11 protein-coding genes are annotated in these 17453 nt (G+C 32.4%); 9 read left to right on the top strand and 2 right to left on the bottom strand.

What is annotated here, in order from left to right; translation table 11 throughout:
- A partial coding sequence (locus tag ACJMML_RS10640; protein ID WP_405307302.1) for a potassium channel family protein occupies nt 1-540 on the top strand: 540 nt, incomplete at its 5' end.
- A 34-nt stretch (nt 541-574) separates the two neighbouring features.
- Complete coding sequence (locus ACJMML_RS10635) at nt 575-1834, top strand: magnesium transporter (protein ID WP_405307301.1); 1260 nt, start codon at nt 575-577, stop codon at nt 1832-1834.
- On the opposite strand, the gene ACJMML_RS10630 is transcribed toward ACJMML_RS10635, so the two are convergent.
- Both ACJMML_RS10630 and ACJMML_RS10625 read right to left on the bottom strand, forming a co-directional pair.
- Nucleotides 1831-2682: a hypothetical protein gene (locus ACJMML_RS10630; protein ID WP_405307300.1), complete on the bottom strand. Its 852-nt coding sequence runs from the start codon at nt 2680-2682 to the stop codon at nt 1831-1833. The two genes, ACJMML_RS10635 and ACJMML_RS10630, sit on opposite strands and share 4 nt — an antisense overlap.
- The gene (locus ACJMML_RS10625) at nt 2669-3622 is read right to left on the bottom strand and encodes a hypothetical protein (protein WP_405307299.1); all 954 of its coding nucleotides are present in this window, start codon (nt 3620-3622) and stop codon (nt 2669-2671) included. The genes ACJMML_RS10630 and ACJMML_RS10625 overlap by 14 nt, the downstream gene beginning before the upstream one ends.
- A gap of 259 nt (nt 3623-3881) precedes the next feature.
- Between ACJMML_RS10625 and ACJMML_RS10620 the strand changes: the two genes are divergently transcribed.
- The 7 genes from ACJMML_RS10620 to ACJMML_RS10590 all read left to right on the top strand — a co-directional run.
- Nucleotides 3882-4814: a hypothetical protein gene (locus tag ACJMML_RS10620; RefSeq protein ID WP_405307298.1), complete on the top strand. Its 933-nt coding sequence runs from the start codon at nt 3882-3884 to the stop codon at nt 4812-4814.
- 154 nt (nt 4815-4968) lie between these two features.
- Nucleotides 4969-5367 (top strand): Zn-ribbon domain-containing OB-fold protein, encoded by a 399-nt coding sequence (locus ACJMML_RS10615; RefSeq protein ID WP_116592943.1) that lies wholly within the window; start codon nt 4969-4971, stop codon nt 5365-5367.
- Nucleotides 5339-6253, top strand: a complete 915-nt coding sequence (gene cfbA / locus ACJMML_RS10610; protein ID WP_405307297.1) for a sirohydrochlorin nickelochelatase — start codon at nt 5339-5341, stop codon at nt 6251-6253. The genes ACJMML_RS10615 and cfbA (ACJMML_RS10610) overlap by 29 nt, the downstream gene beginning before the upstream one ends.
- Nucleotides 6254-6340: 87 nt before the next feature.
- Nucleotides 6341-6832, top strand: coding sequence for a sirohydrochlorin nickelochelatase (cfbA, locus tag ACJMML_RS10605; RefSeq protein ID WP_405307296.1), 492 nt, complete (start codon nt 6341-6343; stop codon nt 6830-6832).
- 235 nt (nt 6833-7067) lie between these two features.
- Nucleotides 7068-11078 carry a C1 family peptidase gene (locus ACJMML_RS10600; RefSeq protein WP_405307295.1) on the top strand — a complete coding sequence of 1337 codons (4011 nt, stop codon included), beginning with the start codon at nt 7068-7070 and terminating at the stop codon, nt 11076-11078.
- Between the two features lie 11 nt (nt 11079-11089).
- On the top strand, nt 11090-16495 hold the full coding sequence (locus ACJMML_RS10595) for a right-handed parallel beta-helix repeat-containing protein (RefSeq protein WP_405307294.1): 5406 nt from the start codon (nt 11090-11092) through the stop codon (nt 16493-16495).
- Nucleotides 16496-16858: 363 nt separating this feature from the next.
- The coding region (locus tag ACJMML_RS10590) for a hypothetical protein (RefSeq protein ID WP_405307293.1) at nt 16859-17453 on the top strand (595 nt) is incomplete at its 3' end.

Raw genomic sequence — 17453 nt, 5'->3', positions numbered from 1 at the left:
TTGGCATATTCCGCAATATTATTCAATAGTAAAGCAGCGGCTGAAGAAGTCATTGCACTTGAAAATGAAGTGAATGCAATGAATTATGAGATAAAAAAGGAATCATTAGTGGCCGCACGATCTTATGAGGATGCTGAAAAGTTAACAGCATTACTTGAAATTGCAGAAGCTGCAGAAAGTATAGCAAATGCAGCAAAAGATTTAGCTGATTTAGTAATAACTGGGTTTAAACCACACCCTGTATTTAAGATGGTTATGGAAGAATCTGATAAAAGTATCGTCAGAGTTACCATTGACGATTCATCAGAACTTGCAAATAATACTTTAGGTGATTTATTATTGGTAAACCGTACAGGTATGCGTGTAATTGCAATCAGAAGAGGTTCATCATGGATTTATGGACCGGATAAGCATACCACACTTTTACCGGATGATACTTTAATTTTAAAAGGAACAGACGAAGGTGCCGATTTGCTTGAAAAATTAGCAGCAGGAACCTGTTCTTTAGAGGATATTCCAGAAGAATTAGAAGAAGACTAGGAAGTGAAAAAAATGATTATGGGTAGTGATATGTGTGACAGACAAACAGAAGAAGATTCGCACTCCACTATCTGTAAGATGGTCTGATTTTTATGCAGAGCATAAATCAGTCATTAAGGAAGGATTAATAGCCCTTTTTATTTGCGCTATAGGTGACCTATGCGCAGGTCTTATTTTAGGTAAGATGACCTTTTTCCTTGAAACATTTCCGGGATTGCTGGTAGTAATTCCTGGTGCTATTGGAATGAGAGGAAATATTTTCGGTTCTTTTGCATCAAGATTATCAACTAACCTGCACATCGGTATAATATCACCTGAATTTGAATTTTCAGAGCAATTAAACTATAATATATACTCATCTTTTGTTTTGACAATGGTATTGTCATTGTTTTTAGCAATCATAGCTAAAGTATTATGTATTCTACTCCATCAACCGTCCATGAGTCTAATAGATTTCATGCTAATCTGTGTGTTTGCAGGAATAATTTCAAACTTGATCATGCTTCCTATTACAATGTTCGTATCGTTCAAAAGCTACGAACACGGATGGGATCCGGACAATATAACAAGTCCGATTATAGCTGCATTTGGGGATTTGCTTACCCTGCCGGCCATCATTGCATCAATATTTATTCTGCAGGCCATGAACTTCAGCTTTATTTTTAAGGATGCTGTTCTAATTATCGTATTAATAGCAGTATGCATCAGCTTTGTTTATTGTTATCGTCTGTCCTATGAGACAAATACCATTTTAAAGCAGTCTACACCAGTATTGCTTTTATGTTCATTTTTAGGAGGGGCAGCAGGAAGTATATTGAATTCAGCGCTTGAAACATTGCTTACAAATGCAAGCCTATTGACCTTATTGCCGCTGTTTTCAGGAGAAAGCGGAAGTTTAATAAGTATTTTGGGAGCCAGATTATCTTCAGGACTACATTCAGGTTTGGTCGAACCGTTCAATAAGCCTGAAGGAGAAGCGGTTCATAATTTCATTATTAGCTTCATTTTAGCCATTATTGTGTTCCCTCTAATAGGCATTTTAGCTGAAGGATCATCTTTCGCTTTAGGAGTCGTTGGCGTCGGATTCGATAAGATAGTTGAAATAAGCACAATGTCCGGACTTATTTTAGTGGCAATAATGGTGATTGTTGTCTATTATGTATCCATTACATCATATAGGCATAATATGGACCCGGACAATATTGTAATTCCTATTTCAACCAGCATAACCGATTCAATTTCAAGTTTTGTCCTGATTTCAGTTTCACTGCTCCTATTGGGTGCTTTGATTTAGTACCATGCTTTTAGGACAAGTTCACATTCATTGGTTCTGAAATAGTCATACTCCAATAGGCTCTTATCGAAGTTTTTCGGAACGGACACAAGCAATGCCCTTGGATGGGGCTTGTCAAGATGAACGAATACAATGGCGCTGTCATCATCGTAAAATTCGAATTCATCGTTTAGGTAGATTGCATCTGATATTGCAGTTTTCCAGTACTTGTCCTTAACGACTCTTGTAGTGTCTACAATGTATGATAATTCATGCTCTTCAGTGGGATCTATCAATAGATAATAATCCGAGCTTTTAATATTGCCCCGGAATACCTTAAAGTAGTTGCAGCTGCACTTGTCCTGAGAGTGATGCTTGTTGCATGTTCCATCATTTTCAAAATTTTTGAGGACATGGCTCTTGTAGAAATCACATTTCACCAGTCGTGTAAGTGAAAAAACGTTTTCGCCTTCACCACTTTCACCGATTTTTACACTTGAAATGCTGCTCTTCGTTGGTATCAGCTCCATCGATGTGTGGAGTTTGGATGCAAACAGTTTATCATAAACAAGCTTGTCATAATCATTTCCAAGGGCTATGAGTTTGGCATACGAAACACTGTTCGGAATTATCTGGCCCTCCTCATTAACGATTGCAAGGCCGGGTGTGCCCTTTCCATATTCATTCCAGTTTTCAGGAACCCCCGGATTGTTTATCAGATTGTCAATGACTTCTGATGTTAATTTTTCCATATTGTTAGTTTCCACTTCTTTTATAGCCTTTTCAGTCGAGTTTTCAATCGATGCAAGGATTGCACCGAAGATTACTAAAATAATGATTAGCACTATTCCGATTTCAATAGCTTTCATTGCCGACCAACCCGTATTTCTTTCTGTGTGATGCATCCAAAATCAAGCTGTCCCAATCATCAGGATCTATCTTTTCGCCGTTATAGTGGTCTGCAAATACCACATGGTCAGAGCATGACAGCGATTCGTTTCCAAGCGGGGTATGTGTCTGGATGAAGACCTCCATACCATAATGGGGACATTTTCCCTTGCCCTCCAGTCTGCACAGATAACAGCTTCCGTCAGCGCTTTCATGAAAGTATCCCTTATCAAGACAATCCTTCAATACTCCAGGATCACCATGGTGAACGTATGGGTCATAAGGGCACCTTTTCATAGTCAACGGCGCCGTTGCCTCGATATACGATTCCGGCGAGTCGAAATTATGCAGGAGCATATATGCGGAAAGTGCAGTCTTGTAATGAATCTTATCATCATATGCCATCACGCCGGATGCTATAGTCAACTTAGCAATAGGTAGAGGATCTCTTAAACCCTCAATTGATGCATTTCTTTCGATTATCTGTGAAAATTCATCGCTACCTTTCTTTCCATATAATTTTACCTTGAACAACACTTTCCATGGTGAATCCGTAGGCTCAACAGATAAGACTTCTGAAGACAAGTCAATATCATATTTTTTCTTGAATTCATCGTTTTTATCCTTTAAAAGATTGTTCAAATTCTTTTTTATTTGGTCCGGGCTGTCTCTTACAGGCAGACCATTGTAAACCTTTTGTGTAGCTTCAGCTATTGCATCCCTTCCCAAAATCTCCAAATTGGCTGAATAGTCATCTATAACATATTTGAAATTATCATTGGTCTCGGAGTCAATATTTGAATTTTGAATGAATGTTATTGTTGTTATAACGAAAATTGAGATTAATAGCAGAGCCACAATCAAAATTGCGGTGGTGCCTACAATAATATTGCCTTTTGAGTCTGGTTTTTTTGCTTTCATTTTTAAGAATTTGGATTGAAATTTATAAATCACTTCTTGAAGTGCGACCCTATGATTTTGTGTAAAAGCATATAACTTCCAAATATTTATTATAAGTTAAAAATAATATTGATATGACTTTATTTTTAATTAATTAAGGTAAATATTGCTTTATTTTCGTTAAAACTTTATATACTATCAAATTTAACAGTAATATGTACTAGTATGTTTTAAATTTAGATTTCATGAAATCTCAAAAATAATTTTTTGAGGTGAAAACATGCCAAGAGTTAATAGTGTTCATCATGTTAATGATGTGACGAATGTGTATTTTTCAAATGTTATTCCAAAAGTATTGCATAGGTATTTTCGCCTGCCGGGCAAGTTTGTGCGAAATTACACAACAAGAATCGTTAAGCGTGATGGCAGTGAAGGTGAAATGGACTGGTTAATTTTGGTCGAACCGGATGGTCATAGGCTATTTGAGAAAATACTGATAAATGTTGAATTTCAATCTTCCAGAGTGACAAAAGAAAAGATCAAAATCATCTCAGAATATAAGGATTATGCCAAAACTTATTATGGTCTGCCCGTGCTCACTGTAATCATCATAACTGACGGTTATGAATCTTCAGAAGTTGAATATAGGAGGGTTGACTCTGATATTCTCAAACCAATCTTTATTTACATTGATTTCGATGAAATAATCGAAAAGTTAAATAATCTTGAAGGAAAAATACTTAATCATATCGAATTGAGTGAAGATGATGGATTGGATATGGTTTTTCTTCCAATGTTTGCCCCTAAAAATGAGGGAAAATGGATTACTGAGAAGCTTTTGAACCTGTTTAACATGGACAAGACTTTGAAAAAGCCTTTTAGGGGACACATTGGCTACGGCATATCTTTGATGGTTAAAAAGTATTTCAAGTCAACAGCTAAAGCAGAGGAGTTATTAAAAATGTTAGATGAAAAGGTTAATGATTCAAAACTCAGAATTGTAGCAGAATTCGAAGAAGATTATGCAAGGCAAGTTTATGAGCGAAAATTGGCGGATAGAGATAAGGCTATAGCTGAAAAGGATAAGGTTCTTGCTGAAAAGGATAAGGCTATAGCTGAAAAGGATGAGGAAATCAAAGTCATGCTTGAAAGGAAAGATGATGAAATTAAAGTCCTGAAAGCAAAGCTTGAAGAAAATGGAATTTCATATTAGATTTAAATGGGATTATCATATCTCATTTTAATCACAATTATTTTTTAAAAAATAATACTTTTTTTGTTTTAAACTGATTTAATTAATACTTTCAATATCTATTTATATTATTTTAGATATATTATACATATTGAAAATTATTAGGAGGATTCACATGTCTGATACTGTAAGAACATGGCGTCATATACAACAAAGATATAATCTTATAGGCTCCAAATGTAACACCTGTGGTGAAGTATTCTTCCCATCTCGTGTAGTTTGTCCTAACTGTAGGAGAAAAGGAGACCTTGAACCTTTCCAATTTTCTGGAAAAGGAAAAATATATACTTATTCAGTAATTAGATCAGCACCTGATGACTTCAAGAAATCAGCTCCATATGCTGTAGCGGTCATTGAACTTGAAGAAGGTGCAAAATTAACCACCCAACTTGTCGATTGTGATGTAGATTCACTTGAAATCGGCGATGATGTTGAAATGGTATTTAGAAGAGTTAGAGAGGATGGAGAAGACGGAGTAATCTCATATGGATACAAATTCAAAGTTATCAAATAATACCGGTGTAATTCTCGTAAGTCACGGCAGTACCTTGCCTTACGCTGAAGAGGTATTTACAGAAATCAAAGAAAAATTTATCAAAAAAACAGGTCTTGTGGCTGAAATAGGATACATGAAAGTCTCAGAACCTACAATTTCCAGTGCTGTAGATGTTCTAAAAGAAGAAGTGGATGATTTGGATAAAATCATTGCCCTTCCGGTATTTTTAGCTCCAGGAATTCACACCAATATCGATATTCCACAATTATTGGGTTTGGAACCACTAGAAGAAGACCCAAGATGTCCTGACGGCAACTATCCGCCTGAACATTACTTGTCAATAGCTCCTGATGTCGATTTTGACGGTGAAATTGAACTTTTAAGTTCAATCGGACCAAGAGATGAGCTATTGGATATCATCGATAAAAGAGTTGAAGAAGCATTGGCCGAATCCGAATTGGATGACAGTGCAAAAACCGGAATACTGCTTGTAACCCACGGTTCCAGACTAAACTACAACAAGGAATTTGCAACCGCATTATACAATAAGTTTGAAAAGACCTGCGAATTGCCGTCAAGCTTTGGATTCATGGAATTATGCGGTCCAAGCATACCTGAATCAATCAATAAACTAGTTGAGGAAAACGGTTTGGAAAGACTGGTTGTCGTACCGGTATTCATTGCTCCTGGAATGCACACAACCCATGACATCCCACATATCCTAGGATTTTTGGATGACCACGAACATGGGCATTCACACGGCCATTCCCATGGCCATGGGGACCACGACCATGTGCATGACTTGACCCCTGTCGAGTTCGATGGTGAAATCCTATATCCGGAGCCTATCAAGGCAGATGACATCTTAATAGATATTTTAGCTAAAATGATTGAGGGAAAATAGTTATTTTTCCATATATTTTTTTGAAAAATTTTTTAATCAAGATAACTTAACAGAATTTAACTTAAAATTTAATTATGGTTGATATTTATGTCAGATAAGAAAACAGGAATATTATTATTATCTCACGGTTCCAGATTTGACGATGGTGAAGAGGTAATTAAAGCTTATAAGGAAATGTATGCTGAAGAGTTTCCGGACATGCCGGTTGAATACGGTTTCATGGAAATCAGAAAACCGGGAATCCCAGAAACAATCAAAAAATTGACTGAAGAGAATGATTTGGAAAAAATCATTGTAGTGCCGGTCTTTGTAGCACACGGTCTTCACACAAAAAGGGACATTCCGGGATTGTTAGGAATTGAAAGCGATTATGAAGGTGACGACCACGGACATCATCATCACCACCATCATGGCCACGATGATCACGATGACCACCATCACGGACATCATCATCACCACCATCATGACCATGATGACGAGCCGGTCGAGTTCGATGGTGAAATTGTTCTGACCGATCCTTTGGGAATCGACAGAAGAATGTATGAAATCATCAAGGACAGAGTTTCAGAACACCTATAGTTCTGAATTATAATTCTTTTTTTTTCAACGATAATATTTATTCATATCAATTAATTTTCATTAAAATTAGTAATTATTATTTAAAATAGTTTAATTTTTAAATTTATAACAAATAAACTATTATTTTTTTATTTTTTTATTTATATCGTAATTTTTCTTGAAAATAAAATTAATAATATTTATATTATTTATCGATAATAATTATATTTATCAACGATATATAAGGGGGAAAAATTTGTTTAATAATAAGATTTTAATTATATGTTTAATTTTATTATTCATTACATTACCTTCTACATTTGCTTTAGAGAATAATAATATTACAAATGAAGATTCAGAATTATTAGCTATTTCTGATTCAGAAGATGATATATTATCTGAGGATTATTATTTTGATGCTTCAACAGATGAGGACGGTTCTGGTAATGAATCAAATCCATATAAATATTTAACAACAGATAAATTCACTGATTACTCAACTTTACATTTAAAAGATGGATTATATGAATTAGATGAAGGAATATCAGTGTATAGTCTTTCAATTATTGGTGAAAATGCCGATAATACTGTAATAAAATTTAAGAATTCCAGTTTTGTTCTGAGAGTCAATGGGGGATTGTCCCTTAGAAATGTAACTTTATTGGGAATGCCTATTTTGAATTATGGTACAGTTACTGCAAACAATACTATTTTTAAAAATTCAATTGCTTTTTCAACAACATCTGAAGGTACAGACCTTGTAAATTCAGCTACAAATTCCTTTGGAGGAGCTATATTTTCTCCATATTATTCATATTCAACAGCATATGTTACCTTAGATAACTGTACATTTATTAACAACACAGGAGAATATGGTGGCGCCATTTATATGGATGGAGGTTATCTAGATATTATTAATACTGCTTTTTATGATAATTATGCCTATAATTATGGAGGAGCAATTGCCTGTGAGTATAACTGTCAAGTAACAATTGATAAATCAAAATTTGTTAATTCCAAATCTATTAATGATGCTGGAGGAGCAATTTATCTAAAAGACTCTTCATTAACGGGGAATAATATTGAAATAAATAATTCCAAAGCCACTTTTGGAGCTGCAATTACTTCCTTAAGTTCAACAATTTATTTGAATTTTATAAATGGATTCAACAACACTGCAAAATATGAAGGAGGTGTGCTTTACCAATTATATGGATATCTCACTTTGAGAAATGCAAACCTTTTAAACAATTCCGCTAAAAACGGAGGGGCATTATTCATTGATGATACAGACAGAACCATACTTTACCAAAACAAATTCATCAACAACACAGCATTGGAATATGCAGGCGCAGTCTATTCTCTTTTAAATAACAATTCCAGGATACATGATAACTTTAATGAATTTTATGGCAATCAGGCCAAATATGAAAATGATTTGTATGAAACATCAAGCATCAATCTAGTATTGGGTGACGGAAACTACTCATTATATCATTTCAATGACACGTTTGATGGTGTCATTCCAAGCAAATACAGCGCATTAGATTATGGATATGTTACATCAGTCAAAGATCAGCAGTCTGGTGGAAATTGTTGGGCTTTTGCAGGATTGGCCGTTTTGGAATCCTGCATCTTAAAGGCATCTGGAGACAACATTGATTTGTCCGAAGAAAATATGAAAAACATAATGAGCAGCTATTCTGATTACGGCTGGAAAATGGACACCAATCAAGGTGGATATCCTTCAATGATTATGTCTTACCTGACAAGCTGGATAGGTCCTGTTCTTGAAGAGGATGATTTATATGATGATTATTCAACATTATCTCCTATTTTAAACAGCGTAGTTCATGTTCAAAATATAAAATACATTAAAAGGACTTCATATACAGATAATGATGCTATTAAGGAAGCAATTTTAAGATATGGAGCTGTCGGATGTGGAATTTACTTTGATAGTACCTGTTATAATATGGAAACATCTTCATATTATGGTGCGTTTACCACTTCATCAAACCATGCGGTTGCAATTGTTGGTTGGGATGATAATTATTCCAAAAATAACTTCAAATCCCCTCCTCGTGGCGATGGTGCATTTTTAGTAAAGAATAGTTGGAACACCGATTGGGGAAACGAAGGATATTTCTATGTTTCATATTATGATACTTCCTTTGCACTAATTAATGATGATGAAGCGATTTATACATTTGTTTTAGATGATGTTGTGAAATATGATAAGAATTACCAGTATGATGTCATTGGAAAAACAGATTATTTCGTTACAGGCAATAAAAATATCTGGTATCAGAATCTTTTTGAAGCGACCGACAATGAATATCTGGCAGCGGTTTCAACATATTTTGAAAAAACCTGCAGCTGGGATTTATCCATTTTTGTAAATGATACATTAAAACTAGTAAAAAGTGGTATAAGTGATTGTGGCTATTATACAATCGATTTAGGTAATTATATTAAATTAAACACTGGTGATTTATTTAAAATCATGTTTAAGATAACTGCAAATGGCGCTAGTTTCCCGGTTAGTGAAAAAGTAAGATCAAATAAAGAATTATATCATGAAGGCACTTCATTTTTCAGTTATGACGGTAAAAAATGGACAGACTTATATGGTTATTCAACAAGCTACTCCACACATACCTATGACTCACAGGTAGCCTGTATTAAAGCATTCACTTTCATCGATGAAGTCAAATCAAATATTACCTTAAATATTTCAGGTAATGACTATAATCCGATTGATATTATTGCAAATGTTTTAAATGAATATGGACAGGCAGTAACTGGCGGTAATATCACATTTAAAATTGATAATGATACATATCTAGTACCTGTCTTAAATGGAGCTGCTAAAATCACTTTAAACTTAAAAGAAATGGCAACAACATATATTGAAGCAGTTTATAATTCTGTTGGGTATACAAGTTCTGAATCTAACGCTTCAGTTACTATAAACAGATTGTCTGCAGATATCGGTTTGGAAATAATAAAAAACATGATTTCTGCCAATATTAACATTTACATTTCAAGAGACATTAATGAGACATTGATGGTCTTTGTCAATGACGAGAATTACACTGTAAAATCATCAAATGGGAAAGCGCAACTTAATTTATCCAATCTTGAATGTGGAAATTATTCAGTTAAAGTTGTTTTGTTAAATACATCTTATGTAAGCAATATTCCTGTTAAAAACTTCACGATTGAAGCAATTGATACTAATATAATTGCTGAAGATTTCATTGCATTCTATAACAGTGGAAATATGTATTCCATTAAATTAATAGACATCAATGGAAAGCCGGTAGTAAATCGTGAGATTATAATTGGACTCAATGGAAGATTATTTAAAAAAGTCAGTGATTCAAATGGTACAGTATTTATGAGCATTACATTACCGATAGGAAAATACAAAATTGATATTGACTTTAAAGGAGACAATAATTACATTAATTCTTCTTCAAGTTATAATATAACAGTCAATTCAACAATTAAATCATTTGAATCCAAAGATTATTTATCAAACACTCAATATATGCTATTTTTATTAGATAAATCTGGTAATCCATTGAATAATTCTGAAGTTACTTATTTTATCGATGGTGTTGGCAAATCAGCAGTCACAGATGATAATGGCGTTTTTTCAATTACAATAAATCTTAGTCCGGGAAGACATTCATTTTCACTAATGAATCCTTTAAATGGTGAAGTTTTAAGTGATATACTCAATGTTATTCCAAGGATTACTGAAAATAAGAATTTGATAATGTATTTTAACAATGGAAATTCATACAGACTACGTATTTTTGATGATAACGGCAATCCTGCTTCAGGACAATATGTCACATTAAAAATCAATGGAAAAAATGTTAAAATTAAATCTGATGCTAATGGGTATATTTCATTCAAAATTACTTTAAGCCCTAAAACTTATACTGTTACAGCTGAATATAAGGGTTTTAAGGTTTCAAATAAGATTGTCGTCAAGCCAGTTTTGACAGCCAAAAACATTTCCAAAAAGAAATCCAAAAAAATTAAGTTTAATGCAAAACTCGTCAATGGAAAGGGTAAGGCATTGAAAGGTAAAAAAATTACTTTTAAAATTAAAGGAAAAACCTATAAAGTCAAAACTAATAAAAAAGGCATCGCTACATTAGTTTTGAAGAATTTGAAAGTTGGAAAATATAAAGTGACAACTAAATACGGTAAATCTACTATTAAAAATACTATTAAAGTGAAAAAATAAGGAGGGAATAGATGTCTAAATTAAAAAATATTTCAATATTGATTTTATTGATAATGTTTGCTTTTGTTTTAATTCCATTTTCATTTGCCGGTGATTTTAACGATACGGCAATTGGAGAGGAAATAGTTAGTGAAGGCATTCCTGGCGAGGATGAAGCATGGATTGAATTGGATGAGGATAATTATGTTGTCGATGAAGATGATAACACAGTCATTGAGGGCAATGTTCACATAGATATCATTGACAATCCGTATCCGTGGGAACTAAATGTCCAATGTAATTACACTGATTTCGATGGTGTTTCAAGATCATATAACTCTTTTTATGAATATGAAAGTTTTTCATTTAATACTGCTGATTTTGAAGGTTTAAAAGCACGTGAAACTCCTTATTTATTAACTTTCAGTGTCATTAAAGATGCTTACTTTGACCAGTTTGTGGATGATTATTATATTGACAATATCGTGTCAGAAACTGTGAATCTTACTGTTAGGGAAGTTAAAGATTATGGAGTTTCACTTCCGGATTATGAAACTTTTACACCAAAAGGACAGATTTATGTCGCTGAAAATGGAAGTGACGCAAATATAGGTTCTGAATCAAGTCCATATGCAACCATTCAAAAAGCATTGGATAGGAATAAGGCCTTAGGTGGAGGATATGAAGTTATTGTCAATAAAGGTTTATATTTCTTCACAAAATCATATACAATTTCAAACAATGTTAGAATAACCGGAAAAGGAGAGGTTGAGGTTATAAATGCAGGTACCTCCGATGGGTACATGTTTTTCACTATGGGTCCAAATATAATAGAATTTGTTAACATTAAGATGACAGGAGGAACAGCAGGTGCAATTTCAGGAAGTGCCACTGTTGTTGGGAACCATTATGCAAATGAAGGAAAGGTTTTAAACATCATAAACTGTACTTTTGAAGACAACAGCGGTTATGTAGGGGCCATTGCAACCTATTCTAAAACAACAATTTTACAATCAACATTTATTCATAATAAAGCAAATGGAATCGAAGGATTCTTTAGAGGAATCATCAGTGCTCGTGACAATTCATTAACAGTTAACTTTTGTAATTTCATTGAGAATACATTAACAGAAGGAAATCCCTTAATTTATTCTGAAGTTAAAGTTTATGCCAATAATAATTTTTGGGGAACAAATGATGGACCTTCAGCGGAAGATATTATTGCTCCTAAAATTAATTTGAATAAATGGACTGTGATTGTTCCACAAATAAACTCCGATAAAGTGGTTAAAGGCAATAATTATACATTTGATGTTAAATTCATGTACACAGATTTCAATTCAACTTTAGGTGATTTAAATGCTTCAATGCCTGATTTGAACATTAAATTAAATGCAAAAATTGGTGAAATCAATTCTTCTTCAACTATCATAAGCAACATTGCTTCTTTAAATTATTATGCGGCTGCCCGTGATTTGGAAAATATAACAGTTAAAGTAAATAACAATTTAATTAATTACATCACATTCAATGTCGATGTTGCAGAAACAGATAAAATCTATGTATCACCAATGGGAACAGATACCAATTCAGGCAATGAAACTAATCCTTTAAAGACTATAAAGGCAGCTATTGATAAAAACATAGCTTTAGGTGGAGATAAGGTAATTATACTTGCGCCTGGTACCTACAATGAGTATAACATAACAATATCAAACAATGTAAGAATTATCGGTGGGGAAGGTGTTCTGATAAATGCAGGTAAAAAAGGTTATATTTTCCTTGTTAATGCAGATGCGGATATTTTTAATGTAACATTTACAAATAGTTCCTGCGCTATTCATCAAGCATTAGGATCTTTGGAAATTTATAATTGTATTTTTGATAGCAATTTTGGTGGTGCAATCAAATCAGAAGATGTATTGTCCATTTTTAATTCGAAATTCACCAACAATATAAATGGACCTGCTATAAGCTCTAATTCAACACTTGTTGTTAAAAACTCAAAGTTTGTAAATAATAAGGATGGTGGTATAAATGTTGGTTATGATGCAGATATTATAGATAACACATTTATTAATAATATTGCTACTAACGGTGGTGCAATTTATTTAAATGCTTCAAATCAAGCAAGTATTTTAATAAAAAATAATAAATTTGCTTCAAATCAAGCAATAAATGGTGGAGCAATATACTGTGGTTTAACATTCATCACAATTGTTGATAATAACATTTTCAACGAAAATACTGCTTCTAATGGTGGAGCAATATATCTTGATGGATTTGAATCTCAAAATAGGATTGTAAGTAATAGATTCGATAGTAATTCACGATATTCAATCAATATAAATGATGCTAATGTAGATTTATTAAATAATACTATTACTGATCTTGATGCTCAAATTAATCTTAATTCAGGGGTCATCGGCAATGTTATCTTGATATTTAACAATAATCAAACATTAAAACTTAAAGATGGAGACATTCAGTTAAATGCCACAGTATCTGATGATATGGGTAATTTAATCAATGGCGGATCAATATTGTTTACCATTAATGGTGAAGATAACGGAACAGCAAATGTCATTAACGGCCATGCAATTTTGGTTAAACATCTTGATACGGGCAATTATGATATTTCAGGTTCATATTCCGCTTCAAATGATATTTATCCCCCATTAAAAATTGAAAATTCATTAATTAAAATTAATACCTTTAATTATTGGTTTATAAACGGAGTAGGATATGAAACATTACAGGAAGCTATTGATGCAGCTGAGATAAATGATGTAATACAAGGTATTCCTGGGGATTATAATATATCTGATATTCAAATTGGACACAGATACCGCCCTGGAGAGCCATGGGTAATTAACAAAAACATTACAATCACATCATTAGGTAATGCACCAGTTATTATAAAATCAATCGATGGAGATATTTTCAATATTGATTATTATTCAAACGTGACATTTAAAAATATTGTTTTCACCGGAGCAAATAATCCTAACGGTTGGGGTGGAGCTGTTCATTCAATGGGTAAAAACATAATTACTGTAGAAAACTGTACATTTATGAATAATGTTGCAGAAAAAGGTGCCGCATTATTTATATATGGTGATTTGTTTGTAAAAGATTGTTTATTTGTCAATAACACTGCTACAGTTTATGGCGGAGCTATAGTAAAGGATGGAGATGGCAACTTCTTTATAGAAAACTCAAAATTCATCAACAATTCAGCATTTACATATTCCGGTGCTGTTGATTGTAGGGGTTATAGTGAAGTAATCCAGGTCTTTAAAAACATTACATTTGAAGGAAATACCGCAACATGTGCAGGGGCATTGTATACAAGCGGTAAAAATGTAACATTCATTGACTGCTTATTTAACAGTAATAAGGCAATTGATAAGGATTCAGGATACTCTCCATTAGGTGGGGCAGTATATGTACACAATGGTCAAACTACATTCCTGAATACAAATTTCACCAACAATTATGCTGAGGGAACCGGAGGAGCACTTCAACTTGAAAATTCCGTATCTTCCGTTGTTGATTCGACTGGAAGACATATTACAATTCACTGGGGTGTTTTAGAAAACTGTTTAATTGAAAATAATGTAGCATTAGGTGACGGCGGAGCAATTTATACAGGAGAAACATTCAGAACTCACATTAACATTACTAATTCACTAATCAAAAATAATACGGCCGCCAATGGTGCATTGTTTGTGAACTTATATGGATTTTACACTATAATCAATGTCACTGCTGAAAATAATAGGAATACTGCTGGAAGTAGCTTAGTTTACACTCAGGGCATGTATTCTTTCCCTGAATCATTTTATGCAAACACTAACATTGTAAACTCAACATTTAATAACAATAATGCTGAACGCTTTATTACAACCACAACTATTTATTCAAGTGTGAATATTACCGATTCTCAGTTTGATAATATGGGAATGTTGATATACAGTTATGAAGGATCCATCTGTAATTTGACTAATGTTCGTGAAATAAATCCTAAAGAAGGCAATTTTTATAGTATTGACAATACCGGTACATTATATTTAAAAAATAACAGTTTTGCAAATCCAATTTACAATAAGGCTAATATTCCGACTCCAACTTTTGTTATTATTTGTAATAATCAAACAATGACCTGTGAAATTGGAGATTCAATTAAATTGGAGGCTGTTGTAGTCGATGATAATGGTAATTCTATCATAGGTAAGGAACTGGTATTTGAAGTTGGTGAAAATGAAATTAATTCTACTTTTGAATACAATTTCTATGTAGCTAATTATACAGTAATTAAAGGAATTCAAACAATCAACGCTATTTATAATGATGCTGGATTAATTAATTTAACTATTAAATCTGCTGTCATTGAAGGTAAATCTAATTTGGTAATCATTTCACCGGATATTACTGTTTATCTTAAATTAGAAAAATTCAATATTACATTAACTGATATTAAAGGAAATCCAGTTTCAGACATTAAGTTAATAATTAATATAGATGGTAGAGATTATTCTGTTGACAGCGATTTAAATGGAGTTGCTTTAATAGATTTAGATTTATCCATTGGTAATCATCCGGTTGACATTAGATTTGAAGGAAATGATAAATATGCTCCTGTAAATGTTAATTCAATAATCAGTGTTTTATCAACTATTGATTCGACTGATTTAACAAGAGGATACAATAGTCCATATGATTTTATGGCTACATTTTTGGATATTGGTGGAAATCCTTTGAAAAACACTTCAATAACTTTTAAAGTTAATAATAAAGAATATTTTGTAAATACTGATAGTAACGGTGTTGCTAAATTAACTAAATTATCTCCAGGCACTTATTCCATAATTTCCGTTAATCCAACATCTTTACAGGAAGTTACAAATAAATTAACGGTTCTTAAGAGGATTACTCAAAATAAAAATCTTGCAATGGATTATAAAGATGGATCTAAATTTAAATTTTGTGTAATTGGGGATGATGGTAAGGCTGTAGGAGCAGGCGTAATTGTTAAAGTAACAATCAACGGTAAAAAAATTAACGTTAAAACGGATAAAAAAGGTTATGGATATTTATTAATCAACCAAATTCCAAAAAAATATAAAGTTACAGTTGAATATAAAGGTTTTAAAGTGTCAAACATAATTAAAGTCAAATCCGTTATTAAGGCCAAATCCCTTACTAAAAAGAGAGCTAAAAAAATAAAATATACAGCAACTTTAAAAACATCTAAAGGCAAGGCTTTAAAAAATAAAAAGGTCACTTTTAAAATAAAAGGAAAAACCTACAAAGCGAAAACCAATAAAAAAGGTGTTGCTAAAGTTTATCTTAAGAATTTAAAAGTCGGAAAGCACAAGATTGTTGTAAAATACTTAAAATCTAAAGTTACAAAAACTATTAAAATTAAAAGATAGAAGTCTAAACTTCTATTCTTTTTCATTTTTTTTCATCGATATTTATTAATATAATTTCGATATATTTTTTTGAATAAATTTATAATTTAATTAATATTTAAATTAATATACTTATTATTTCATTCAATATAACGAATATTTTTCTTTATTTTTATATTAATAGAATAAAATTTATTTTTATTTATTTTTTTGTGATTATTTTTAAATTAAATATTATTCATATCGTATTTTTTCAGTAATAATTATATACCCTTTTTTATAAAAATAAATATCGTTATGAATTATAATTCATTTCATATAATTGAGGAGGAAAAAATAATAATGTCAAATTTTAAAAAACATTCGCTATTGATTTTATTAGCGATGATAATTTTAATTGCAATACCAATTTCATTTGCTGCTGATGTTGATAATAATGCGACAGCAGATGTAATTGCTGTTGATGATTCTTCCCCATCTGTCCAATCGGTTGATGATTCAGATGTTTTAGGAGATAACGGGGAAGGATTTATTGAATTTGAAAAAACTAATATTGAAATTAATGAAGGTGAAACCGCTACAATTAATGGTGTAGTTTATTACTATGATGAGTATGAGTGTTATGACGAAGTTCATTTTTCATATGAATGTACAGATTCTAGCAATACTGTTGTTAAATCAGGTCAAGTAACTCATATGGTTGATTATTCTACTGAGGGATTTTCTTTAGATTTAACTGGTTTAACAGCTAATGGTAGTCCGTATACAGTAGCTTTCACACCAATTGAAGATGATGACTATGATACATTCTGTATGTATAGTGGTGGAATGGATCCTAATAAACCAACTAGTGTGTCAATTACTGTAAAATCACTTGCTCCTAGTTATGATTATGAGACTTTTGTTAGTCCTGCTAGTGTTGATTATGTGAAAGGTGATTCTTCTGTTGTTACTGTTTCTGCTGTTTGTGGCGATATGG

The sequence above is a fragment of the Methanobrevibacter sp. genome, from assembly GCF_045130115.1.
Classification (GTDB): Archaea; Methanobacteriota; Methanobacteria; order Methanobacteriales; family Methanobacteriaceae; genus Methanocatella.
Note: the sequence above shows the minus strand (reverse complement) of the source record. Positions and strands in the feature narration are given on the sequence as shown.

What these genes read in the sequence shown, in the direction of transcription:
- ACJMML_RS10630 (WP_405307300.1), bottom strand. Translation starts at nt 2,682, where the DNA reads ATGAAAGCTATTGAAATCGGAATAGTGCTAATCATTATTTTAGTAATC.
- ACJMML_RS10625 (WP_405307299.1), bottom strand. Translation starts at nt 3,622, where the DNA reads ATGAAAGCAAAAAAACCAGACTCAAAAGGCAATATTATTGTAGGCACC.
- ACJMML_RS10620 (WP_405307298.1), top strand. Translation starts at nt 3,882, where the DNA reads ATGCCAAGAGTTAATAGTGTTCATCATGTTAATGATGTGACGAATGTG.
- ACJMML_RS10615 (WP_116592943.1), top strand. Translation starts at nt 4,969, where the DNA reads ATGTCTGATACTGTAAGAACATGGCGTCATATACAACAAAGATATAAT.
- cfbA (WP_405307297.1), top strand. Translation starts at nt 5,339, where the DNA reads ATGGATACAAATTCAAAGTTATCAAATAATACCGGTGTAATTCTCGTA.
- cfbA (WP_405307296.1), top strand. Translation starts at nt 6,341, where the DNA reads ATGTCAGATAAGAAAACAGGAATATTATTATTATCTCACGGTTCCAGA.
- ACJMML_RS10595 (WP_405307294.1), top strand. Translation starts at nt 11,090, where the DNA reads ATGTCTAAATTAAAAAATATTTCAATATTGATTTTATTGATAATGTTT.